General features: G+C 60.5%; 17 protein-coding genes. 10 read left to right on the top strand and 7 right to left on the bottom strand.

Annotated features, from left to right (window positions below; genetic code table 11):
• Positions 1-153 precede the first annotated feature (153 nt).
• From AT6N2_RS03880 to AT6N2_RS03865, 4 genes are all read left to right on the top strand, one after another.
• Positions 154-1,413, top strand: a complete 1,260-nt coding sequence (locus AT6N2_RS03880) for an N-acetylmuramoyl-L-alanine amidase (RefSeq protein WP_209088627.1) — start codon at positions 154-156, stop codon at positions 1,411-1,413.
• Positions 1,414-1,738: 325 nt separating this feature from the next.
• The gene (locus AT6N2_RS03875; RefSeq protein ID WP_063951145.1) at positions 1,739-4,186 is read left to right on the top strand and encodes a penicillin-binding protein 1A; all 2,448 of its coding nucleotides are present in this window, start codon (positions 1,739-1,741) and stop codon (positions 4,184-4,186) included.
• Positions 4,187-4,285: 99 nt separating this feature from the next.
• A protein-coding gene (prfB, locus tag AT6N2_RS03870; protein WP_172801652.1) for a peptide chain release factor 2 occupies positions 4,286-5,417 on the top strand; the annotation gives its coding sequence in 2 pieces (ribosomal slippage) (positions 4,286-4,354 and positions 4,356-5,417; 1,131 coding nt in all).
• A gap of 74 nt (positions 5,418-5,491) precedes the next feature.
• A complete protein-coding gene (locus AT6N2_RS03865; RefSeq protein ID WP_209088624.1) occupies positions 5,492-5,962 on the top strand; it encodes an isochorismatase family protein in 471 nt (156 codons plus the stop codon).
• 25 nt (positions 5,963-5,987) lie between these two features.
• Here AT6N2_RS03865 and AT6N2_RS03860 read toward each other — a convergent pair whose 3' ends face one another.
• Both AT6N2_RS03860 and AT6N2_RS03855 read right to left on the bottom strand, forming a co-directional pair.
• The gene (locus AT6N2_RS03860; protein ID WP_144574599.1) at positions 5,988-6,488 is read right to left on the bottom strand and encodes a hypothetical protein; all 501 of its coding nucleotides are present in this window, start codon (positions 6,486-6,488) and stop codon (positions 5,988-5,990) included.
• Between the two features lie 19 nt (positions 6,489-6,507).
• A complete protein-coding gene (locus AT6N2_RS03855; protein WP_144574596.1) occupies positions 6,508-7,281 on the bottom strand; it encodes an NAD kinase in 774 nt (257 codons plus the stop codon).
• A gap of 302 nt (positions 7,282-7,583) precedes the next feature.
• Here AT6N2_RS03855 and AT6N2_RS03850 point away from each other — a divergent pair, with 302 nt between their 5' ends.
• Entirely contained in the window at positions 7,584-8,501 is a 918-nt protein-coding gene (locus AT6N2_RS03850; protein ID WP_209088621.1) for a PhzF family phenazine biosynthesis protein, read from the top strand.
• Between the two features lie 107 nt (positions 8,502-8,608).
• Here the strand turns inward: AT6N2_RS03850 and AT6N2_RS03845 are convergent, their stop codons facing one another.
• The gene (locus AT6N2_RS03845; RefSeq protein WP_209088618.1) at positions 8,609-15,172 is read right to left on the bottom strand and encodes a hypothetical protein; all 6,564 of its coding nucleotides are present in this window, start codon (positions 15,170-15,172) and stop codon (positions 8,609-8,611) included.
• Positions 15,173-15,648: 476 nt separating this feature from the next.
• Here AT6N2_RS03845 and AT6N2_RS03840 point away from each other — a divergent pair, with 476 nt between their 5' ends.
• Both AT6N2_RS03840 and AT6N2_RS03835 read left to right on the top strand, forming a co-directional pair.
• Complete coding sequence (locus AT6N2_RS03840) at positions 15,649-16,017, top strand: Hpt domain-containing protein (protein WP_209088615.1); 369 nt, start codon at positions 15,649-15,651, stop codon at positions 16,015-16,017.
• A 129-nt stretch (positions 16,018-16,146) separates the two neighbouring features.
• Positions 16,147-16,467: a 2Fe-2S iron-sulfur cluster-binding protein gene (locus tag AT6N2_RS03835; RefSeq protein ID WP_209088612.1), complete on the top strand. Its 321-nt coding sequence runs from the start codon at positions 16,147-16,149 to the stop codon at positions 16,465-16,467.
• A gap of 301 nt (positions 16,468-16,768) precedes the next feature.
• On the opposite strand, the gene AT6N2_RS03830 is transcribed toward AT6N2_RS03835, so the two are convergent.
• Entirely contained in the window at positions 16,769-17,395 is a 627-nt protein-coding gene (locus AT6N2_RS03830; RefSeq protein WP_209088609.1) for a DUF922 domain-containing Zn-dependent protease, read from the bottom strand.
• A gap of 179 nt (positions 17,396-17,574) precedes the next feature.
• Between AT6N2_RS03830 and folP the strand changes: the two genes are divergently transcribed.
• The 3 genes from folP (at position 17,575) to folK (ending at position 19,324) form a co-directional block, all read left to right on the top strand.
• Positions 17,575-18,360, top strand: a complete 786-nt coding sequence (folP, locus tag AT6N2_RS03825; protein ID WP_144576309.1) for a dihydropteroate synthase — start codon at positions 17,575-17,577, stop codon at positions 18,358-18,360.
• Positions 18,361-18,438: 78 nt separating this feature from the next.
• A complete protein-coding gene (gene folB, locus AT6N2_RS03820; RefSeq protein ID WP_063951134.1) occupies positions 18,439-18,804 on the top strand; it encodes a dihydroneopterin aldolase in 366 nt (121 codons plus the stop codon).
• Positions 18,805-18,808: 4 nt separating this feature from the next.
• Entirely contained in the window at positions 18,809-19,324 is a 516-nt protein-coding gene (gene folK / locus AT6N2_RS03815) for a 2-amino-4-hydroxy-6-hydroxymethyldihydropteridine diphosphokinase (RefSeq protein WP_209089608.1), read from the top strand.
• A 14-nt stretch (positions 19,325-19,338) separates the two neighbouring features.
• On the opposite strand, the gene AT6N2_RS03810 is transcribed toward folK, so the two are convergent.
• The 3 genes from AT6N2_RS03810 to AT6N2_RS03800 form a co-directional block, all read right to left on the bottom strand.
• Positions 19,339-19,899 (bottom strand): hypothetical protein, encoded by a 561-nt coding sequence (locus AT6N2_RS03810; protein ID WP_063951132.1) that lies wholly within the window; start codon positions 19,897-19,899, stop codon positions 19,339-19,341.
• A gap of 130 nt (positions 19,900-20,029) precedes the next feature.
• A complete protein-coding gene (locus AT6N2_RS03805; RefSeq protein WP_209088606.1) occupies positions 20,030-21,109 on the bottom strand; it encodes a YcjF family protein in 1,080 nt (359 codons plus the stop codon).
• The gene (locus AT6N2_RS03800; RefSeq protein WP_144574575.1) at positions 21,106-22,584 is read right to left on the bottom strand and encodes a YcjX family protein; all 1,479 of its coding nucleotides are present in this window, start codon (positions 22,582-22,584) and stop codon (positions 21,106-21,108) included. The genes AT6N2_RS03805 and AT6N2_RS03800 overlap by 4 nt, the downstream gene beginning before the upstream one ends.
• Positions 22,585-22,698 lie beyond the last annotated feature (114 nt).

Raw genomic sequence — 22,698 nt, 5'->3', positions numbered from 1 at the left:
GAATTTCCGGGTTAACAATTGGTTCACCAACGCCTGCGATTGTGGGGCGCAAACGTGCAAACTATCGTACGGCGTGGTTGAAACGGCTCCGTTCGCGGCGTTTTTCATCGCTGTTTATCCAAAATGACTGAAATACGGAATTTCTCGAGGGCCATGAATTTTACGCGCAGCGCAGCGATATCAGGCGGGGCAGGGTGGCTTGGCGTGCGAATCGCGCGGGCTGCGGCTGTCCTGGCGCTTGGGGTCGCCGCCTCTTTTTCCCTTATCCCGGCAGCGCATGCGGTCGAGCCGCTCGTCGCCCATCAGGCGCGCATCATCGGCGACGAGGCTCGCACGCGTATCGTTCTCGATTTTGCGGAAGAGCCGGAGTTCGACGTTCATTACCTCGATTCGCCGGCACGAATCGTAGTCGACTTTCCGGCGGTCAATTTTAAATTCCCCGTCTCCGATCTCAAGCCAACGGGCCTTTTTTCCGATATCCGCTTTGGCACCATGGGCGAAAACAGCGCCCGCATCGTTCTGACGGCAAAAAAGCCGGTTCAGGTGGCGGTCGCAGAAACGAAGAAGGCAGATGACGGGCAGTCGTTCCGGTTTGTGCTGGACGCGGAAATCACCACCAGGGGCAAGTTTGCGGAACTGGTGAAAGACCAGCAATGGCGCGCGCCTGCGCCGGTGACGACATCGGCGATTACAGCCGACGACAAAACCTCGCGTCCCGCAGAATTCATCATCGCCGTCGATGCGGGCCACGGCGGCATCGATGCCGGCGCCACCGGTGGCACCACGGGCACGGAGGAAAAGGTCATTACCTTGACCTTTGCCAAGGAGCTTGCCGATCGTTTGAACCGGGAACCGGGCATCAAGGCCTTTCTCACGCGCGATTCCGATACCTTTCTCGCTCTGTCCGAACGGGTGACGATCGCCCGGCAGAACAATGCCAATCTCTTCATATCCCTGCATGCCGATACGCTGAAGCAGAAGGGCATCCGCGGCGCGACCGTCTATACATTGTCGGATCGTGCTTCTGACCGGCAGGCGCAGGAACTGGCGGAGCGCGAAAACAAGTCCGACCAGATTGCCGGTGTTGCCGCTTCCTCCGAACCGCCCGAGGTCGCCGACATTCTCCTCGACTTCACCCGCCGCGAGACCCAGGCCTTTTCGGTGACCCTTGCCGAAAACATCGTCTCATCCTTCGAGGGGCAGGTGGGTCTCATCAATAATCCGCATCGCTATGCCGGCTTCATGGTGCTACGCGCCCACGATGTGCCGTCGGTACTGCTGGAACTCGGTTTCCTCTCCAATCCGGAAGACGAAAAGCTGCTTCTCGATGACGCGTGGCGCAAAAAGGTTGCCGATACCTTGGCGACGGCCGTCGGGCGATACCGCGCAAAGGCCATGGCAAACGGTGGCTGACAGGCCGCCGACGGGCCAACCAAAAGTGTGGCTACGCCGCCAGAGACAGCCGAAAAGCTGTTCAATTCTTGACCCTTGGCAACGATTGCGACCGCTGAGCCCTATTTTACTCACATTCCCCGCGTTACTCGGGAAGCGGATTCGGTGGCAATCCGTAAGCTTCGATGCATGATTGCGGGCATTCGGCCCGGTAACATATCAGCGAATGCTGCCGTATCGGCTTGTCATCGAAGGTATGGTGTGCAAAACGGCACGCGATATGCAAGGATGCGCCCGTAAATCGTCGGGCGTTGATGGTTACGATTCGAATTATCGGTAGCTTGGTATGATCAGACTGATTGGATATTTTTTCGGCTTGGCCAGCGTGCTGTTTTTGTGCGCCGCCGTCGTCGGTGCGATTTATTTGCACGGCGTGACGAAGGACCTGCCGGATTACGCAGTTCTGAGCACCTATGAGCCGCCCGTAACAACCCGTGTACACGCTGGCAATGGTGAGCTCATGGCGGAATATGCGCATGAGAAGCGCCTGTTCCTGCCGATCCAGGCGATACCCGACCGCGTGAAGGCAGCCTTCCTGTCCGCTGAAGACAAGAATTTCTACAACCATCCGGGCGTCGATATCTGGGGCCTCGGTCGCGCCATCCTCGTCAATCTCCAGAATGTCGGCTCCGGCCGTCGTCCCGTCGGCGCATCGACGATCACCCAGCAGGTTGCGAAAAACTTTCTTCTGACCAACGACCAGACCATCGACCGCAAGCTCAAGGAAGCCATCCTCTCCTTCCGCATCGAGCAAACCTATTCAAAGGACAAGATCCTCGAGCTTTATCTCAACGAGATCTTTTTCGGCCTGAATTCCTACGGCATCGCCGGGGCGGCGCTGACCTATTTCAACAAATCCGTCACCGAACTGACGATTGCCGAGACGGCATATCTGGCGTCTCTGCCGAAGGGGCCGAACAATTACCATCCGATCCGCCGCGAGAAGGCTGCGCTCGAGCGTCGTGACTGGGTGATCGACCGCATGGCCGAGAATGGTTACATCACTGCCGATGACGCCGCAGACGCCAAGAAGCAGCCGCTCGGTGTCAATCTGCGTCGTGGTGGGGCGCATATTTTCGCCTCCGATTATTTCGCAGAGGAAGTTCGCCGCCAGATCGTCGAGAAATATGGCGAGGAAGCGCTGCTTGAAGGCGGGCTTTCCGTCCGCACATCGTTCGATCCGCAAATCCAGCGCGAAGCCCGCAAGGCGCTTCAGGACGGGCTTGTACAGTATGACGAGCGTCGCGGTTTCCGTGGCCCTGTCGAAAAGATCGAAACAGCTGGTGACTGGACGGCGGCATTGGCGAAGGTCAAGGGTCTGCGCGACGTTCCCGAGTGGAAGGTGGCAGTGGTACTCGCTGTTGCTGCCGATGGCGTCGATATCGGCCTTCAGGCCGATCCCGACGCGGAAGATGGCGACAAGCGCACGCGCGGGCATATCTCGGCAGAAAACATGCGCTGGGCATTTCGCGATGCAGCCGGCAAGCGCGCGACCGCCAAGTCGCCAGTTGGCGTGCTTTCCGTCGGCGACGTCGTCTATGCGCAGCCGCTCTCCGGCTCCGGCAATGAATATCGCCTGCGCCAGCCGCCGAAAGTGCAGGGCGGCATGGTAGTGATGGATCCGCATACGGGCCGTGTTCTGGCCATGGTCGGCGGATTCTCCTATGCGCAGTCAGAATTCAATCGCTCGACGCAGGCCATGCGTCAGCCCGGCTCCTCTTTCAAACCGTTCATCTACGCAGCCGCGCTCGACAATGGCTATACGCCGGCCTCGGTCATCCTCGACGCCCCGATCGAGGTCGTCTCCGGCAACCAGGTCTGGAAACCGCAGAATTACGGCGGCGGTTCGGCTGGCCCTTCGACCTTGCGTCTCGGTATCGAAAAGTCCCGTAACCTCATGACCGTGCGTCTGGCACAGGACATGGGTATGAACCTCGTGGCGGAATATGCCGAACGCTTCGGCATCTACGACAAGATGCCGCCGCTTCTGTCGATGTCCCTCGGTTCGGGTGAAACCACCGTCATGCGCATGGTCTCGGCCTATTCGGTTCTTGCCAATGGCGGCAAGCAGATCAAGCCGACGCTGATCGACCGCATCCAGGATCGCTACGGCAAGACGATCTTCCGGCACGAAGAGCGTGGATGCGAAGGCTGCAATGCGACGAGCTGGCAAAACCAGGACGAGCCCGTCATCGTCGATAATCGCGAGCAGGTCCTCGACCCGATGACCGCTTACCAGACAACCTCCATGCTGGAAGGCGTGGTGCAGCGCGGCACGGCAGCGGGCAAGATCAAGGTCGATCTACCGGTTGCCGGCAAAACGGGCACCACCAACGATGAAAAGGACGCCTGGTTCGTCGGTTACACGCCGGACATGGTGGCCGGTCTCTATATCGGCTTTGATTCTCCCGCTCCCCTCGGTCGCGGCGGCACCGGTGGCTCGCTTTCGGCACCGATTTTCGGTGAGTTCATCGCCGATGCGGCCAAGCATCTGGAGCCATCGAAGTTCATCGTTCCCGATGGCATGAAGTTCATTGCCGTCAATCGCAAGACCGGTATGGCGGCAGTAGAGGGCGAACCTGACACCATCATGGAGGCATTCAAGCCCGGCACCGGCCCGGCCGACAGCTTCTCGGTGATCGGCGCGGAGAACTACATGTCGCAGGAAGACATCCTCAAAACGTCGCCGCAAGCGCAGCAGGCCATCACTGGCGGCGGCGGCGGGCTTTATTGAGCTGAAGTTCCGGGATCATCGGGGGGCGCGGGTCTTTACATCCGCGCCCCCCGCATTTATTTGAGCAACGAGTTTTAATGAAGGTGAAGAACCAGCGAAATGCGCAATGAAATCGTGAATGTCGTCGACGAAATCAAGCAGGCCATAAGCCTGCTGAGGAGGCATCTTTGACTGGGACCAGGCGATAAGACGACTGGACTGGTTGAATAACAAGGCAGAGGATCCGACCCTCTGGAACGATGCCGCAGAGGCCCAGAAGCTGATGCGTGAGCGCCAGCAGCTGGATGACAGCATCAATGGCGTCAAGGCGCTGGAGCAGCAGCTCCGGGATAACATCGAGCTGATCGAACTCGGCGAAATGGAAGGCGATGACGAAATCGTCAAGGAAGCCGAAGACGCACTGAAGGCGCTGAAGAGCGAGGCCAACCGCCGTCAGGTGGAAGCCATGCTATCGGGCGAGGCCGACGGCAATGATACCTATCTCGAAGTGCACTCAGGTGCGGGCGGCACGGAAAGCCAGGATTGGGCGAACATGCTGCTGCGCATGTACACCCGCTGGGCGGATCGTGAAGGATTCAAGGTCGAGGTTCTGGAAGTTCACGATGGTGAAGAAGCCGGCATCAAGTCCGCGACGATCCTCGTGAAGGGTCATAATGCGTTTGGCTGGCTGAAGACGGAATCGGGGGTGCATCGTCTCGTCCGAATTTCTCCCTATGACAGCAATGCGCGCCGCCACACGTCGTTCTCTTCCGTCTGGGTCTACCCGGTCGTTGACGATTCGATCCAGATCGACATCAACGAAAGCGACTGCCGCATCGATACCTATCGTTCGTCAGGCGCGGGCGGCCAGCACGTCAACACCACGGACTCGGCCGTACGCATCACGCATATTCCGACCGGTATCGCCGTTGCCTGCCAGCAGGAGCGGTCCCAGCACAAGAACCGCGCCAAGGCGTGGGACATGCTGCGCGCCCGCCTTTATGAGGTGGAGCTGCAGAAGCGGGAAGAGGCTGCGAATGCGCAGGCCGCATCCAAGACCGATATCGGCTGGGGCCACCAGATCCGTTCCTACGTTCTGCAGCCCTATCAGCTGGTCAAGGATCTGCGCACCGGCGTCGAAAGCACGGCCCCTGGCAACGTGCTCGACGGTGACCTGAACGAGTTCATGGAAGCCGCACTCGCCCACCGGATCAGCGGCGGCGCGGATGTCGAAGTCTCGGATATCGACTGAGACTGTTGCGGAACATGGAATGAAACATCGCCCCTCGCATCCCATTGCGAGGGGCTTTTCGTTGGAGAACAGGTGTGAAACAGGCGCTCTACATCGTTGACGTCCAGCCAAGCTTTCATCCTCCGGCAGCCCTGGTGGCGGAGATTACAGCGCTTGCCGCGACCATGCCCAGCATCGCGACCGTCGAGCGTCATGATGAAAGCGTAACACCCTTCGAGCGTCAGCTCGGCTGGAAACCAAGTGCGGACGACCCGTCGCTTGTCCCCGCCGATCGCATCTTCATCAAACACGGCTATGGCCCGCCGCGGGACGTTATAGAGTACCTGCTGTCGCTGAAACTCGACAGGGTTCTCGTGTGCGGCATCCAGGCGGATACGTGCGTGCTCGCGGCCGGTTTCGCCCTTTTCGATGCGGGGTTGCACCCAACGCTTTTGCCGTGGCTAACGGTCGGCTCCAGCCTCGATCGCAGCGGCAAGCTTGGTGCGAGATTGTGGAAGCATCATTTTGGAGCGGTTCTTGCTGGGCCAGAGGCGCTGCGCGCATAAGCGTGTTCGGCCATGTGTCCGAGGATCAGTTGGACGCTTTTTCCACCTTCATCTCACCTAGCTCGTCGATGAGAATCGTCCAGCTCTCTGCCTCCTTGGCCATCGGGTCCGTCTTCAGATAGACGGTGACGAAGAGGCCGGGCGAGGTGGGGGCACCGTTCGAGCTTTCCGGGCGGATATCCGTGACGTAGGACTTCATCTGATTGAACTCGTCGAGTTCGATGTTTTCGAGAAGCTTCGGGCCTTCGGCGGTGAAGACGATACGTTGAAGATAAACCTTTGCCGTCCCATCGGTCTGGCGGATGGCGATGACCTTGTAATAGCCGCGTGTGGGCGAGGCGGGTGGCGGGTGCAATTGCCCGTCGGGACCCTTTACCGGTTCGAGATTCCTGTCCTCCCACAGGCCGCTGCTGACGACGAATATGGCCGAAACGGGCAGCGTATCGATTGCCGCCGTCTGCGCTGATACCGGGAAGGCAGCCGAGGCAAGCAAGAGAGCAGCAAGGAGGTATGTCTTGGTGTGCATGGCAATCGTGGTCACTGGCTTAGTTATTGAACTGTTCGGCTAGAACCCGGTCAGACCATGAACGATCCGGATCAGACAGAATTCTTGCCGTCCTGTCCTGTGATTGTGCAATCCTGACATGACGAACGGATTTCACCTCCGTGTGGTCGGCAACCGCGTTCACAGGCCGTTTGTCGCGCTCCAGCACATGAATATCGACGGTTACCTTATTCGGTAATAAGGCACCGCGCCATCGCCGCGGTCGGAAAGCGCTGACCGGGGTGAGCGCCAGAAGTGGCGATTCCAGCGGCAGGATGGGGCCATGGGCGGAAAAATTATAGGCTGTCGACCCTGCCGGTGTTGCCACCATCATGCCGTCGCAGATCAACTCTTCCAGTCTCACCTTGCCGTCCACTTCAACGCGAAGTTTGGCAGCCTGATGCGACTGACGAAACAGGCTCACCTCGTTCATGGCAAGGGCGGTGAATTCGTCGCCATCGGCGTCCGTCGTCGTCATGCGCAGCGGGTGAAAATCATTGCCGCTTGCCACGGCGATACGCTCCAGCAGGCCGTCCACCCGATAGTCATTCATCAGGAAGCCGACGGAGCCGCGGTTCATGCCATAGACGCGCTTTCCGGAATTCATCGTCTCGTTGAGAATTTGCAGCATGAAGCCGTCGCCGCCGAGCGCAACAATAACCTCCGCCTCCTCAAACGGCGTGTCGCCGTAAACGGCCTTCAGCTCCGTCAGCGCCGACTGCGCGTCCTCGGCTGGCGAAGCAACGAAGGAGAGTGAGTAGGTAGAATGCGACATCCGCTTCCCTCGACAGCGGGACAGAACCCGAATGGTCTGCCAGACGCTGCAACCTCTTGAAGCGGCTGGAAACCCAAGAAACCTCAGAGCGAGGTGGAGATCTAGCCGCAAGATGCACCCTTGGTACATGAAGTCTGCTGCCTGCGACAAGGTCTTTCGCTGACGCAACCGTTCGCCGAGCGCCGTACGTGTAGCTCCGGTCCACAGCTTCTTGATTTCTGCCCTTCAACAAGGGTTGCGGTGCGGGGCCGGCTGATGCAGTTTGCGATGGCTAATGACATGGCGAGTGGCAGGAGACGGACGTGGCGCTGAAATACGATATCTACGATGTCTTTACCGAGACGAAGATGGCGGGAAACCCACTCGCGGTGATGTATGACGCCGATGATCTTTCTCAGGCCACGATGCAGTCGATTGCCCGGGAAATGAACCTTTCCGAAACGGTTTTCATCAATCGCTCCACCAACCCGGCACATGCCGCGTCGCTGCGCATCTTCACGCCGTCAGGCGAGTTGCCCTTCGCCGGCCACCCGACCGTTGGTGCGGCCGTCGCCATCGCCGAGCGTAACCGCAGTAAGAGCGATGACGACATCGATATGGTTTGCGTGCTCGAGGAAAAAGTGGGTCCGGTGCGATGCGCCGTGAAGATGCGCTCAGGCGCTATCAGCTTTGCGGAATTCGATCTGCCGCGCAAATCCTCCCGCGTTGATCTGCCGCTCGATCACGCAGCGCTTGCCGACGCCTTGGGCGTGAGCGAAGGGCATCTGGGCTTCGAGAACCACGTCCCATCGATCTGGACGGCAGGCGTGCCGTTCCTGCTGGTGCCGATGCACAATATCGCCGCGATCAGGGAGATGGATTTTGACGCCAATCTGTGGCTGCGCACAGCCCCGCTGGTCGAAGGCCGGCTGACGGCCGCCTACATCTATTGTCGCGGCGGGGTCAATCATGCGGCAAAGTTCCACGCCCGCATGTTCTCCCCCGAAATGGGAATTGCCGAAGACCCGGCTACCGGCTCGGCCGCCGCCGCCCTCTCTGGCGCGATCCACCATTTCGATGGCCTGACGGATGGCCACTACCCACTGCTGATAGAGCAGGGCGTGGAGATGGAAAGACCATCCCACATCCATCTGCGCATGGACATCAAGGACAACGAAATCGCCCGGGCCCGCATCGGCGGTCACGCGATTCGTGTGGCGTCTGGCACGTTTGAGATTTAACGCCGCCATTCCCTGACATTAGGTTGTTGCAAACAACGAAGCATAGCGACGACAAATGAAAACCCCGGCCTTTCAACCGGGGTTTTCTTGTATCTGCGCTGCTGGTGTCAGTTGAACCGACCCGCGGCATGGGCGAGCATCGTATAGACCTTGCCGGTATCGGAGGTGAGGTAAGACTGGGTGACGGTCCGGTCGCGGTCGGTGCGGGCGACATCAGCAAGCAGCTTCTCGAAATCATTGATGTAGCGGTCCACGGCGGTGCGGAATTCAGCTTCCCGCTCATATTTGCGCTTGATCTCGTCAAAGGTCGTCTGCCCCTTCAGCGTGTAGAGACGACGGGTGAAGACGTCGCGCTCGCCACGCTGGTAACGGCGCCACAGTTCCACGGAGGCATCATGGTCGATGGCCCGGGCGATATCGACCGAGAGCGAGTTCAGCGATTCCACCATATGGCGCGGATTACGGGTATCGGCCGCGCGGGTCGGCTGCTGCTCGGCCGTGGCGCGCGGTGTCGAGGCGGCAGGCGTTTCCTGCGATGCGCCACGCAACAGATCGCTGATCCAGCCGCCGCCTTCTTCGCGACGTCCAGCCTGGCTGGGTGAAACCGGCTGCGACGGAGCGGGTGCCTGACGATTCTCAACTTGCCGGTTTTCGACCTGACGGTTCTCGAGTGGCAGCGTGCCGCGCAGGGCAGGTGCTGGCTGCTGCTGTACCGGGCGCTGCTGTTGAACCGCCGCCGGGGCTGCAGGCTGCGGACGCGGCTCAACGCGGCGTTCTGCGGCGGGCTGGGTTGCGGCAATGGCGCGGGCGACAGGTTCGGACACTTCCATCTGATGGGCCGAGCGGCCGACGAGCTGGGAAATATCCTGAAGCGCCTTGATCTGCTCGGAAACGGCGCGGCGCATGGCGGCCGCGCTTTCCTTGGCTTCCTCCGGCAGGTCGAACGCACCGCGTTTCAATTCCGCGCGTGTTGCATCCAGCTCGCGACGGATATCGTGGCTTGAGCGGCGGATTTCGTCCGTGGCGCCGGCGAAGCGGCTGACAGCTTCCTCGACGGCCTGACGCAACGTTTCTTTGAGGTTGGCCGCCGCGGCATTGGATTTCTCCGACGCACTGCCGAGAAGGTTGTCGACTTCCGAAAGCGAGGATTCGACGCCGCCGCGCAGGCGGTTGACCAACTCGTCGGAATATTTCTGCGCGTCCGTTAGCGTGCTTTCGATCGAACGGCTCGCATCCTGACCTGCAGCCAGCAGGGCACCGCGCATGGTCTGCGCTGCCGAGCGGGCGCGCTGCTCCGTCTCTTCGAGCGAACGGCCGATATCCGAGAAGGACGCCTGCAGATTGTCACGCAGGTTGCCGGCAACGTTCTGCGAGCGCTCCTCGGCTTCGTTGAGCGTGGTTTCAACGACGCCAACGACGTTGCGCATCGCATTTTCGATTTCTTCAGACCGCTTGACGAGACCGACAGACAGGCTGCGAAGCGCTTCCTGACGTTCTTCCAGCGTGCCGACGAGGCTCGACTGCGCTGCGTTGAGCAGTTCGGATGCCTGGCTCAGCACCTTCGAGTGTTCCTCGAAGCGACCGACGATACCGGCGACCTGGGCCAGCGTCTGGCCGGAAATGTTCGACAGGCGGTCGATCTTCCCTTCGAGCAGGCGGCTGGAACTGGAGACCATGTCGGCGGCCTGCGATGCAGACTCGGAGAAGCGTGTCGCAGAGGCATTCAATGCGGCATCAGCCGAGCCGAATTCCTGTGCAGCGCGCTCGACAGCCGAGTTGAAGTTGGTCGCCGACTGCTCGACGATTTCGGCCATGCTGTTATGGGTCTGCGACAGCATATCGGTGCTCTGGCGGGTGGCCGCGACGAGCTTGTTTGCCGCATCGCTGCCAGCGCGGGCATATTTGTCGATACCCTGTTCGACGGCGTCTGCCATGGCCGTGTGGGTTTCCGACAGCATGTCGGTGCTCTGGCGGGTGGCGGCAACGAGCTTGCTCGCCGCATCCGTTCCGGCAGCTGCGTAATCGCTGATGACCTGTTCCACCATCCCGACCATGCCGCTGTTGCTCTGGGTCAGAAGCTCGGCACTCTGCTGGGCGGCGGAAACGATCTTCTCTGCGGCCTCACGGCCAATGGTGGCGTATTCATCAACGACCGGCTTCGCTTTCTCTTCGATGAGGCGCGAGAGTTCGGCAGACCGGCTGGCCAGCATCGAGTTGAGTTCGCGGGTGCGATTATCAAGCGCCGAGCGGATCGATTCGCCGCGCGCGTCGAGGGCGGATTCCACCCCGGTCAGCGTCTCCGAGATGACGCCCACCTGCGAGCGAACGACCGCTTCGGCTTCGGCAACCTTGTTGACGATGATGTTGCCGGCTTCCGAGAAGGTCTGGGCGACGGCAGCCGCCTGCCCGGAAAGGCGCGTCTGCGCATCCGAGATGCGGTTGACGATCTCGCCGGACTTTTCTTCGATTGCCTTCGTGAAAGCTTCGTTCTGCGCCTGCACCTGTTCTGCGAATTCCGAACCGGATTTCGAAAGCAGGGCAGAGGAGCGGGCGGCTTCGTCGCCGATGCTCTGGGTGGCGGACGTCACCGCGCCGCGCAGGCTGACGGCGAGATCTGTCGCCTTGCCTTCGATCGTGCGGTTGACGTTTTCGAGGCCGATGGTGAGAGCTCGGTCCATGGTCCCGAGACGCTCGTCGATGCGGGCCGCGCCGGCATCAAATGTCTCGGCAAGACGGCTCGTGCGGCTTTCGAACGTGTCTGCAACCCGTGTGGTCTGTTCGTCCAGAATGCCGGTGATGCGCTCGGCTGCTTCGTCGCTGGTGCGGGCGAAAACGGCTGTCTTGTCTTCAAGCGCTTCAGCAAAGCGGCGGCCAGCGTCGTCGATCGAACTGTTGACGTTGGCAAGGTCGCCGCCGACTCTGGTCTGGAGAGCGTCGAGCGAGGTCTCGATGCGGGCGCCGGTCTCGTCCAGACGGGTGGTGACATTGCCGATCGAGGTCTCGATTCGCGTGGAGAGGGCATCTGTCGCCCCGCCGATCTCGCGTGCGGCTTCGCCGATCTTCACGGCTATATCGCCGGCGCTGTTACGAAGGCGCTCTTCCAGCGTCTGAGCACTACCGTCAATCGCCTTTTGCAGGGTTTCCTGCTGGGTTTCGAGCGACAGTTCGAGCATGCTGGCGCTGGAAGCAACCGTTGTGCCGATCATCATCGCCTGCTCGGAGAGCATGTCGCCCATCTGGGTCGTCGCGGAGTTAAGGGTCGCGGCGATCTCCGCCTGACGCTGCTCGAGCGTCGTGCGGATTTCATCATGTGACTGCGAGAGATTGCTTTCGAGGCGGGTCACACCCGCTTCGACTGTCTGGGCAAAGCGGCTGCTGCCGTCTTCAACGACGCTTTCGATGCGGTTGGCGGCGCCCGATACGCTCTGTTCGATGAGGCCGCTGTTGCGTTCCAGCGAACCGGCGATGCGTTCCGCCTGGGAACCGAGCATGGTTTCGAGCCGCTCATGGCCACTGGCAAGCGCGTTTTCGAGCGTGAAGGCCGTCGCTTCCAGACGCTGACCGACACCGGCAGCGGCGAGCGAAAGCGACGAGGCTCTCGCATCCATGGCCTCGGCGATCCGCTCCTCGACACCCGAAATCGTCATGTCGAGCGCCATGGTGCGGCTGTCAAGCGCCTCCGCAATGCGCTCTTCGGCGCCAGAAACGATGCCCGATAGGGCAGCGGTACGGGTGTCGAGAGCGCTCGCGATGCGGTCTTCAACGCCGGCAACGGCGCTGTTGATGGCGGCGGTGCGGCCATCGAGAATATCGGTGATCTTCTCCTCAACGCCGGAGAAGCTCATGTCGAGCGCCATGGTGCGGCTGTCGAGCACATCTGTGATCCGCTCTTCCGCACCCGAAACGATGGTCTTCAGCGAGTCCGTACGGCTGTCCAGCGCGCCGGCGATGCGGTTCTCGGCGCTGGCCACCAGATCGCCAAGGGCGGCGGTACGCGTGTCGAGCGCCTGGGCGATTTTTTCTTCCGCGCCGGAGAAGGTCATGTCGAGAGCCACGGTGCGGCTATCGAGCGCGTCGGTGATACGCTCTTCGGCACCGGAAACAACGTTCTTCAGCGAATCCGTGCGGCTGTCGAGCGCGCCGGCAATACGCGTCTCGGCGCTTGCAACCAGATCGCCGAGGGCCGCGGTGCGGGTGTCGAGGGCTTCGGCGATTTTTTCCTCTGCGCCGGAGAAGGTCATGTCGAGCGCCATGGTGCGACTGTCCAGCGCATCGGCGATGCGTTCTTCAGCGCCCGAGACAACGGCGTTGAGCGCGGCGGTGCGGCCGTCCAGCGTTTCGGCGATACGGTGCTCCGCACCGGCAACGACGTCGCCGAACAGGGCTGTCCGGCTGTCGAGCGCGCCGGCGATTTTTTCTTCGGCGGTTGCCACGATGCCTGTCAGGGCCGACGTCCGGTGGTCGAGGGTTTCGGAAAGGCGTTCCTCGACATTGGCGAAGGTCATGTCGAGCGACAGGGTACGGCTGTCCATGGCGTCTGCGATGCGTTCTTCGACGCCGGAAATCGCGCTCGTGAGGGCGGCGGTGCGGCCGTCAAGTGTATCGGCGATGCGGTTTTCCGCACCGGAGACGACATCGTGCAGCGCCGCGGTGCGGCTTTCCAGCGTGTCTGAGATGCGGTCTTCGATGCCGGAGACAGCGCCCGTGATGGCGGCGGCACGGGTTTCAAGCGTTTCGGCAAGCCGACGCTCAACATCGGCGACAACATTATTGATGGCGGCAGCGCGCTCGTCGAGCATGGCGGCAAGGCGTTCCGCCGTACCGGAGACGGAGCCAGTGATGGCCAACGAACGGCTGGCGAGGGCCTCGTCGAAGCGGTCCTGGCTGGCCGAAAGCGCGCCGAACAGGGCATTGCTGCGGTCCGCCAGCACGGCGTCGATCTTCTCATGCGAATTGGCGAAAGCATCGGTAATTTCGGCGGTGCGCTGGCCGATTGCCTCGTTGAAAGCCTGTGTGCGGCTTTCAAGGGCACTTTCCAGCATTTCTTGACCCGTGCCGAGCGCGGTGGCAAGCGCCAATGACTGATCGGTCATGGTGGCGCCGATGCGCTCGAGGCCGGAATTCAGCATCGTATCGAGGGCTTCAGAGCCACCGGCGACGGTTTCATTGATGCGGGCAAGGCTTTCCATAAGCTTGCTGTCGAGGCTGCCGGCGCGCTGATCGAAGGCGCTGGCAAATTGCGACACATGCTCGTCGAATGCGGAATTGACCTGACCGACGGTCGCCTGCAACCGCTCTTCATAGAGGCCCGAGCGAAGATCGAGGTCCATGATGGCGTCGTCAGCGGTGCTCTGCAAGCTCTGACGGAAGGAGAGACCTTTTTCTTCGAGCGTGGTGGAGAGCTTGTCGAGAACCGTATCCAGTGAGCCGCCGATGACCTGCTGGCCGCGCTCGATATTGCGGTTGAGCTCCAGCGTGCGCGTCGAGAGCGTCTCGTTAAGCTGGCGGGTGCGTTCTTCAAGAGCGCTGTTGAGGCTCTCGACACCGCTATCCAGCGTCGACGCATGGATTGCGAAACGCTCCAGCAACACTTCACCGCGCTCGTCGAGGGTCGAGGTGAGGTTATGCAGACGCATGTCGAATTCGTTCGAAATCGTCGAACCGGAGGAATTCAGCGCCTGAAGCAGGTTTTCGGTCTTGGCGGCAATCAGGCTGCCCATCGCTTCGGTCGAAGCGCGGGATTTTTCGAGGAGAGCGGCGGAACGCGTATCGATCATCGAAGCGAAAGCTTCGCCGGTCGTCGCAATCCGCATCGAAAGCTCTTCGCCGACGATGGACAGTTCTTCCTTGATCTGTTCCTGGGCGCCGACAATGGACGAGCGGATGCGCTCGGCATGGTTGACGATCGCGTCGCGTTCGGCGGTCAGCTCCTGCACGAGGCTGCGCACGCGCAGTTCATTGTCCGCATAGCTGCGCTCGAGCGCGTTGACCTCGGAATGAACAAGCGTTTCGAGCTCGGTGGCACGGGCAATCGTGCGCTCGATGCCGTCATTCATGGCCGAAACTTCGCGGCGCACCGCCTGACCGACGGACATAATGCGGTCGGAGGCGACAGTTTCCGGCTCGGCAAGACGAAGCGCGACTTCCGCCATCGAGCGGGCGGCGTTGCGCAGGTCGCGCGCGCGCGCCATCATGATCGCGAAGGCAAAGAACAGCATGATCGGCACAAGTATGCCGACGACGATGGCCATCAGGCCCGGAATTGCTGTGAGATCAGCCAGCGAGCCGATGTTCCAAAGGGCGTTGCCATAAAGAAGGTGGGCGACGCCGAGGCCGCCGAGCGCCCAGATGATTGACATGATCGTGGCGTTGCGAAGCGCGCCGCCGATCGATCCGCCCTCCAGCGATTTCAGGATCATGGCCGGGCTGCGCTTGGATCCGTCATTGGCGGCTTCGAGATTGGGCGAGCGGGGTGTCTGTTCGACAGGCGCGCGTGCGGCCTCGGGAGCAGGGGACGGTCTGCTTGCTTCCTTCACTCTGGCCTCCGGCTGCTTCGGCGCTGCAGGTTTCCGCGTCTCCGGCTTCTCTTCGAAAGCGCCAAGCTGCAGGGCATCTTCCAACGCCTGAAAAGCAGTCTCGTCGACAGAGTCGCTGATCTTGTTATTCGCCATGCGGTTACGCCTCGTTACACTTACGCCCGGCTTCATGCCGTTGACCCACCTGCGATACGCAAGCAGACTGCCGCCATCATGCCAGCGGAACTCGACCCTCAAGAGAGAACAGTCCCGCCATTTACCAAATCCCGACTGCTGGTGACCCAGCTTTCGGGCGAAATTACATCACCATGCCGCAATAACAAAGCTTGAGCTTAAGCCCTGAGAGAACGGCAGTACCGTAGTGACACATTTAGGTGTTCGAAACAATTAATGCGGATTTGCGGCAGGGGCGAAGTGTCGGCTTTTTAACAGTTTTTAAACCGGAGTTTCGCGCTGAACGCCTTGTTTCGCCTAAGTTTAACATAAATTAACCATAGCAGAAGATTTTCGCCAGCGTCACGCCGTAATTTAAGCCGATAGCAGCTGCCACAATGCGTGAATACGACACAGATGTGACACGAAACAGGAAATGGTGAGACAGGATTCCAGCCATGGCAGCGGTCAGTATTGTTTTCGAAGCGCCCGATAATTACGGCGGCATGCCTGCCGCCAGTCAAAAGCCGATCGATTTCGATCATCTTTCCAGACAGACAATGGGCGACAAGGATTTGGAAATCGAGGTGTTGCAGCTCTTCAGCCGCAACGCGCGTGCCGCCCTGCACGAGATGATTGGAGCGGATGACAAGTCGGTTATTGCGACGGCGCACCGGCTGAAGGGTTCGGCTCAGTCGGTCGGCGCATCCGCAGTTTCGGCTGCCGCGACTTCGGTAGAAGAAAAGGGCAATGACACCGCGGCAATCGCGAAACTCGCAGCTGCCATTGTCGAGGCCGAAAATTTCATTTTGAAACTTTGCCGATAAGGCGGTTCTTATACAATTGCCGTTTCGCCCAAGCCGGTCATGCCTGAAGCTCGTGAAGCGGGTTGCCAAGGCGGGCCGGCCTTTCTATGTGTTTAGAACAGTTCTCAGACCAGATTTTGGATTTCCAGCATGACAAAACTCACCATCGTTGCCTTTGACGGCACGCCTCATGAACTCGACGTCAGCAATGGCTCCACCGTCATGGAGAACGCGGTTCGCAACTCCATCCCCGGCATCGATGCGGAGTGCGGTGGCGCCTGTGCCTGTGCGACCTGTCATGTCTACGTCGATGACGCCTGGGCCGAGCGTGTCGGCGGACCGGAACCGATGGAAGAGGATATGCTCGACTTCGCTTTCGACGTTCGGCCGACATCCCGGCTTTCCTGTCAGATCAAGATGAATGACGACCTTGATGGTCTCGTCGTTCACGTTCCCGAACGCCAGGGCTGAAGCCGTCAAGCGCTGGTTCCCGACAGAAAAAGCCCCGCTCACCTGGTAGCGGGGAGCGGGGCGAGGCGGGTACGCAGCATGCAGGCGAGGGAGGAAACACCTGCGAGCCCTCAAGTGCGTACCGGGAGAACCGGAGGCGGCATGTCCCCGAGGCCGCCTGGCTGCAAGGTCCTATACCGTACGAAGAACGTACAATGAGTCTTGGCGCCCGCACCATGGCGAGAATTCACGGGTGAGATAGGACATGACGTAACGTCATGCCCCATCACTCAGGGTGATAAATGGGACTGCCTGGGGCTGTTCAGCGGCGCGTCTGACCCTGGGCCAACCGGTTCTTCAGAAGCCGGGTCATGCGCGCATCGAAGTTCTTCGACTCCACCATGTCGAACCGCATCTGGTCCTTGTCATGCTCGTCCATGACGGTCTGGGTGATCTTGCCGACCATGCCCTGCAGAGTTTCGCAGCTCTTTTGCGGCCGGAGCGACGTCAGCTGCCGTTCGAGAGAGCGGGCATAGTAGCGGGCAATTTCCGCGTGACGCTCCTCGTGGCGCTTGATGTCTGCAAGCAGCGTATCCCAGATGAAGGCGAGTTCCGCCGTGGTGCGGCGGCGGTTCTTCCACTGCGGCAGCAGAATGCGCGTGTTCAGGAGAACCTTCGCCGTGCCGACGCTGCAAAGGCCGTTCTTCTCGACATAGGTCAGTTCGCCACCGAATTTGATTTCCGTCGCGCCGGGATGACGTGCGCCGGTATTGCGGGTCAGCGGACCGTGTTTGGATAGCTGTTGATCGAGATCGGCCGCCGTCTTGCCGCCGATCGAGAAATAGGAATAGGTCTTGCGGACGATGGTATCGGAAAAAGCCGGTCCGGGGAGGGAAAGCGCTGCTACGACCGCCATTGCGGCGCAAAGAGCACGTGATGATTTGGTCATGACCCGGCCTTCCGGTTGAACTTGAAAAAGGTTTGCTGCATAGGCGGAGTGGAACTTATAAGAATTGGCATAACACTCCGTTATTCCCGAAAGGCGCGTGTTACGTGATAACAGTCGGCAGCAACGCCTGGCAAGCGGCCCATGGCCGCTCCCTGAAACTTGATGGGCGTGGCCGTATTATGGCCATCGTGAACGCCACCCCTGATTCCTTTTCCGATGGCGGCCGTTATCTCGCCATCGATGCGGCCTTTTCCCATGCGCTGACCTGCGTGGAGGAGGGCGCTGACATCATCGATATCGGCGGCGAATCAACCCGTCCGGGTGCAGCGGCGGTGACGGAAGCCGAAGAGCAGGACCGCGTCCTGCCCGTCATCGAAAAATTGCGTCGCGAGACGGATGCGCTGATTTCCATCGACACGTATCGCGCCTCAACGGCAAGGCTGGCGATCGCAGCGGGCGCGCATATCGTCAACGATGTCTTCGGGCTGCAGAAAGATCCTGACATGGCCGGCGTTGTTGCCGCGTTTCGCGCCGGCGTCTGCATCATGCATACCGGCCGCGACAGGCAGAAGCTTGCCGACGTCATCAAGGATCAGTTCGAATTTCTCGACCGATCGCTTGAGATCGCTGATAATGCCGGCATCAGCCGCGAGGCCGTCGTGCTTGATCCGGGATTTGGCTTCGCGAAGGACGAGGAAGAGAATGTCGCACTGATGGCGCGCTTCGGTGAACTCTCGGCGTTCGGGCTGCCGGTTCTGGCCGGCACGTCGCGGAAGCGTTTCATCGGGTCGCTGACGGGCCGGGATTCCGCTGCGGATCGCGATATCGGAACGGCAGCGACAACGGTCGTGCTAAGGCTGGCCGGCGCTGCCGTTTTCCGCGTGCACAATGTCGCCGCGACGCGTGATGCCCTGGCAATTGCCGATGCGGTCCTTGCCAAAACCACTGCAAAGGCCGATGCCTAGTTTAACGAGTGCGGGAATGCCGTCCCCCGAAGATGGGACGATGTTGCTGCAAAACAGTCCTGCCATGGAGGCGATGCGATGAGCCGCTATACCATCATCCTGAAAAACTGTTCCTTTTTCGCCCGTCATGGTCTCCTCGAGCAGGAAGAGGTGCTGGGCCAGCGCTTTTTCGTGGATGCCGAGATGGAAGTCGAAGCGGGCGATGCGCTGGAAACGGACGATATCGAAAACACTGTCGATTACGGCGTGGCTTTCGCCGTCATCGAAAAGATTGTCGTGGGACAGCGCCGTTACCTGATCGAGGCCTTGGCGAACGATATCGCCAAGGCGCTGCGCGCGCGCTACCCGCAGATCGTCTGGCTCAAGATCACCGTGCGTAAACCCTCTGCGCCCGTTCCCGGCATTCTCGATTACGCCCAGGTGAGCGTTGAACATCGTGCCTGAGACGATGACGGTGGCCGCACTGGGTCTTGGCGGCAATATCGGCGATCCAGCCGCCGCGATGGCGAGAGCACTGCGCGAACTCGATGCGCATGCCGATTGCCATTTGCTTGCCGTTTCCGACCTCTACCGTACCCCGCCATGGGGCAAGACGGATCAGGCGGACTTTTTCAATTGCTGCGCTTTGGTCGAGACCGGGTTGACGCCGCCCGCGCTTTTGCAACTCTGCCTCGATATCGAAAAGGGCATGAAGCGGGTGCGGACGGAGCGCTGGGGACCGCGCACCATCGACATCGACGTGCTCACCTACGGTAATGAGTCTGTCGTTACGGAAAGCCTTGAAGTGCCGCATCCGCGCATGACTGACCGCGCTTTCGTGCTGCTGCCGCTCGCCGACATCGCGCCTGATCTCAGCGTCAAGGGAAAGCCTGTCAGCGAATGGCTGCAGCAAGCAGATGTAAATGGCATTGTCCGCGCAAACAAAAAACGGGAGTGGTGGACACTCCCGTTTGGCGACAGCTGAGAAAATGATGGCTTTTACGGCTTGATAGAGCCGACGGCGATCTGATCGATATCACGCGCCAGCGTCACGCCGATGACGGGGATCATCTGGTCTGCGACCTTGACCGAAATGGTGATATTCATCGAATTGTCGTTCGACACGCGTGCAACCATCGCGCCGTTCAGCTTGGCGCGGTTGATGCCGACGACGACCTTGTCACCGCTCACCTGACCAGAGGTGATGTCGAGCCCCTTGCCGCCAGCGCCATCGAGAAACTTGCCCTCGTAGCTGTTGCCCTTCTGGCTGATGACGGCAGACATGGGCTGGCTGAAAACGCCGACGCGGCAGGTGCCGCCGAGTTTGATGCCGGTCTGCTTGTCGTCGAGTGGCTCGCCCGTCAGGTCGCAGGTGAACTTGGTGCCCTTGTACTTGCCGGCAACGATTTCGCCCGGGCCTTTCCAGACGCCAGCCACCGAGCGAAAGAACACGTCGTCACGATCGCGCGGTGCGGCATGGACGTCAGACAGACCGAAGCCGCCACTGACGGACAATATGGCGGCAAGTCCGCCCATAAGCGAAAAGAAGCGCGAATACATGATACTTTCCCCGGCGAAGAAGCCTGTGCGATAGGCTTCAATCTAGCGGCGGAATGGTTAATGCTTGGTTTATTTCGAGCTAATTTGCGGATTTGTCCGTAACCTTTTTGGGAGATCAAAGGCCCGAAAATCAGGCTTTATCACCGCTTTTTCCGCCGCTTAAATCGGGTGTGAGGTCAGACATGAAATCGCCGATCCCTGGCCGCTTCACCGCCCGGAATGGCAGGGGTCGGCAAAGATCCATGGCGGCAATACCGATTCGTGCCGTCATCAGCCCGTTGATGACGCCTTCACCCAGACGGGCGGAGAGTTTCGTGGCGAGACCATGGCCGAGAACCTGCTGGGCGAGCCCGTCGCCGACGGCAATGGAGCCCGTAACGGCAAGATGCGCAACGACATCCCGAAGCAGCCTCAGCATTCCAAGCGTTCCCGGCCGTCCGCCATAGAGCTCCGCCATGGCGCGGACGAGGCGTGTGACTTCGAACAATACATAAGCAAGATCGACAACCGCTCGCGGGCTGACCGCTGTGACGACGGACACGCGTTTGGATGAATTGAGAATAAGGGCCCGTGCCTGACGGTCGAGCGGAACGAGCAATTCCCGTTCGGCAAGTTCGATCAGATGCGGGCCATCGATGACGTCATTTTCCGTGTCCTTCAGCGCTGCACGCCCCTTGGAGGTTTCCGCACGGTGCGAAAGCACAGCATTGAGCCGTGTGACGATGGCGCGCGCGGGCTTGGCGCTTTTCTCAAGGCTGGCTGTCTCGGCATCTGCCTTAAGGGATTGCACCGCATTGAGCCGCATGATGCCAAAGACTTCGCGCCCGACGAGGGCGAGAATCGCAGCAAGCGCAACGAGAAGCGACACCGTCGCCGTATAACCCAGCCAGTCGGACCGCGAAAACAGATTGCGAATAAGCTGATCCGCCCATAGTCCGAAGGCGAGCGAGAAAAGCACCCCCAATGCGCCGAGCGCCACTTTGCCGAAGGAAAAGCGGCTTTTCTTCGGAGTCGCGACCGGAAGCGCGGCGGCGTCGATATCCTCGGGCGCCAGAAACGGATCGTCCTCGTCCCGTGTCAGGGAAACCTCGGCGTCGAAGCTTCGCGGCGAACGTTTTTGCGCAGCGGGCTTGCTCGCCGTGTCCTCTGTCTCGAGCGTGAAAGCAGCCGGGCGGCGTGTCTGCGGATCGTTTTGAGTGGGAGCCTTCATGCGAGCTTGTCTCCGAACAGGAACTGCATGGCGCGGTCGAGCCTGATATGGGGAACGGAAAGCCGGATGCCGCCGCTGCCCGGCTCGTCAATGTTGGGCGGCCGGAAGCGCACGACATTCACGTCCGGCAGCGAGGCCTTGTCTCCATCCCGGTCGATGCTGCGGAACAGCGGTTCCGGATCGTCGGGCAGGTCGCCGGGAAAGATCGCCGTTTTGCGATTGCCGTCGAACGTTTCGCCATTGATGGTTTCGCCGGCCATCGGCGTGCCGACGATGACGGGAAGTTCGTGGCCGTCCTGCCGTACGCTCGCCTCTCTGGTGGCGCGCACGGAGGCGAGCGCCATGACCTCGATACCGGCGCCGTTCATGCCGATGGTGGTGATGGCGCGATCCACCAGGCGGCGGGTCAGGCGCTCCAGCCGGTCGTGGCTTTCATGGTGCAGATGGTCGGCCTTGGTGGCTGCAATCAGCACCTTGTCGATACGCCTGCCGATCAGGGAGGAGAGCAGGCTGTTGGTGCCGGGGCGGAAACAGGCAAGCACGTCGCCCAGCGCCCGTTCCAGATCCTGTACGGCCTCCGGGCCGCGATTGACGGCCTGCAACGTGTCGATCAGAACGATTTGCCGGTCGAGGCGGGCGAAATGTTCGCGGAAGAAGGGTTTGACGACGATCGATTTGTAAGCGTCGTAGCGCCGCTCCATCATCGCACGCAGCGAGCCCTTCGGTGCTTTTTCGTCAGTGAGGCCCGGCAGGGGTGCAAATGTTAGCGCTGGCGATCCCTCGAGATCGCCCGGCATCAGAAAGCGCCCGGGCGGCAGCGTGGAAAGCGATCTTTCGTCGGATTTACAGGCCTTCAAATAGGCTGCGAAACTTTCCGCCAGCCGCCTGGCCGTCATTTCATCAGCAGGTGCATTGATATCCAGCGAGGAAGCGATTGCCAGCCATTCCTGCGCCAGTTCGGCGCGGATGCCACTTTGCGCAAGGGCAACGGTCGCATCGCTGAACTGCTTGTAATCCTGGGAAAGCAGCGGCAGGTCAAGCAGCCATTCGCCGGGGTAATCGACGATATCGATGGACAGCTTTCCGGCGGAAAACCAGCGACCCCAGCCACTGGCGCTCTGGTAATCGAGCGTGATCCGTAATTCCGATATAGCGCGGGTCGAATCCGGCCACAGCCTGTCGCGGACGAGCGCCTGAATGTGATCTTCATATTGAAAGCGCGGGATTGCGTCGTCCGGCTGCGGTTCAAGCCGCACATTCGACACGCGTCCAGAGCGGATGGCCTCGAACAGCGGCAGCCGACCGCCATTCAGGAGATTATGGACGAGGGACGAGATGAAAACCGTCTTTCCCGCGCGCGAAAGGCCGGTGACGCCAAGCCGCAATGTGGGATGGGTGAGGTTGCTTGCACGGTCGGCCAGATTATCGAAAGCGATCAGCGCGCTGTCTGTCAGGGACGTAAAGGAAGGCGACAATGGCAATTTCCTGGCTGTGTTTATCGGTCACGGCTGCAATATAGGGAGGTGCGCCTGCCCAAAAAAGAAGCGTCCCAACCGATTTTCAGCGGGCGGCTTGGTGGAATTCCTCCA

Origin of the sequence: Agrobacterium tumefaciens (assembly GCF_017726655.1) — a bacterium.
Classification (GTDB): domain Bacteria; phylum Pseudomonadota; class Alphaproteobacteria; order Rhizobiales; family Rhizobiaceae; genus Agrobacterium; species Agrobacterium tumefaciens_B.
This window is presented reverse-complemented; position numbering and strand designations above follow the sequence as displayed.

Excerpts from the sequence above, each read along its gene's own strand:
- folK (WP_209089608.1), top strand. The coding sequence starts at position 18,809 with ATGACGGTGGCCGCACTGGGTCTTGGCGGCAATATCGGCGATCCAGCC.
- AT6N2_RS03805 (WP_209088606.1), bottom strand. The coding sequence starts at position 21,109 with ATGAAGGCTCCCACTCAAAACGATCCGCAGACACGCCGCCCGGCTGCT.
- AT6N2_RS03835 (WP_209088612.1), top strand. The coding sequence starts at position 16,147 with ATGACAAAACTCACCATCGTTGCCTTTGACGGCACGCCTCATGAACTC.
- folP (WP_144576309.1), top strand. The coding sequence starts at position 17,575 with ATGGCCATCGTGAACGCCACCCCTGATTCCTTTTCCGATGGCGGCCGT.
- AT6N2_RS03840 (WP_209088615.1), top strand. The coding sequence starts at position 15,649 with ATGGCAGCGGTCAGTATTGTTTTCGAAGCGCCCGATAATTACGGCGGC.
- AT6N2_RS03810 (WP_063951132.1), bottom strand. The coding sequence starts at position 19,899 with ATGTATTCGCGCTTCTTTTCGCTTATGGGCGGACTTGCCGCCATATTG.
- AT6N2_RS03830 (WP_209088609.1), bottom strand. The coding sequence starts at position 17,395 with ATGACCAAATCATCACGTGCTCTTTGCGCCGCAATGGCGGTCGTAGCA.
- AT6N2_RS03875 (WP_063951145.1), top strand. The coding sequence starts at position 1,739 with ATGATCAGACTGATTGGATATTTTTTCGGCTTGGCCAGCGTGCTGTTT.
- AT6N2_RS03880 (WP_209088627.1), top strand. The coding sequence starts at position 154 with ATGAATTTTACGCGCAGCGCAGCGATATCAGGCGGGGCAGGGTGGCTT.
- AT6N2_RS03860 (WP_144574599.1), bottom strand. The coding sequence starts at position 6,488 with ATGCACACCAAGACATACCTCCTTGCTGCTCTCTTGCTTGCCTCGGCT.
- AT6N2_RS03855 (WP_144574596.1), bottom strand. The coding sequence starts at position 7,281 with ATGTCGCATTCTACCTACTCACTCTCCTTCGTTGCTTCGCCAGCCGAG.
- folB (WP_063951134.1), top strand. The coding sequence starts at position 18,439 with ATGAGCCGCTATACCATCATCCTGAAAAACTGTTCCTTTTTCGCCCGT.
- AT6N2_RS03845 (WP_209088618.1), bottom strand. The coding sequence starts at position 15,172 with ATGGCGAATAACAAGATCAGCGACTCTGTCGACGAGACTGCTTTTCAG.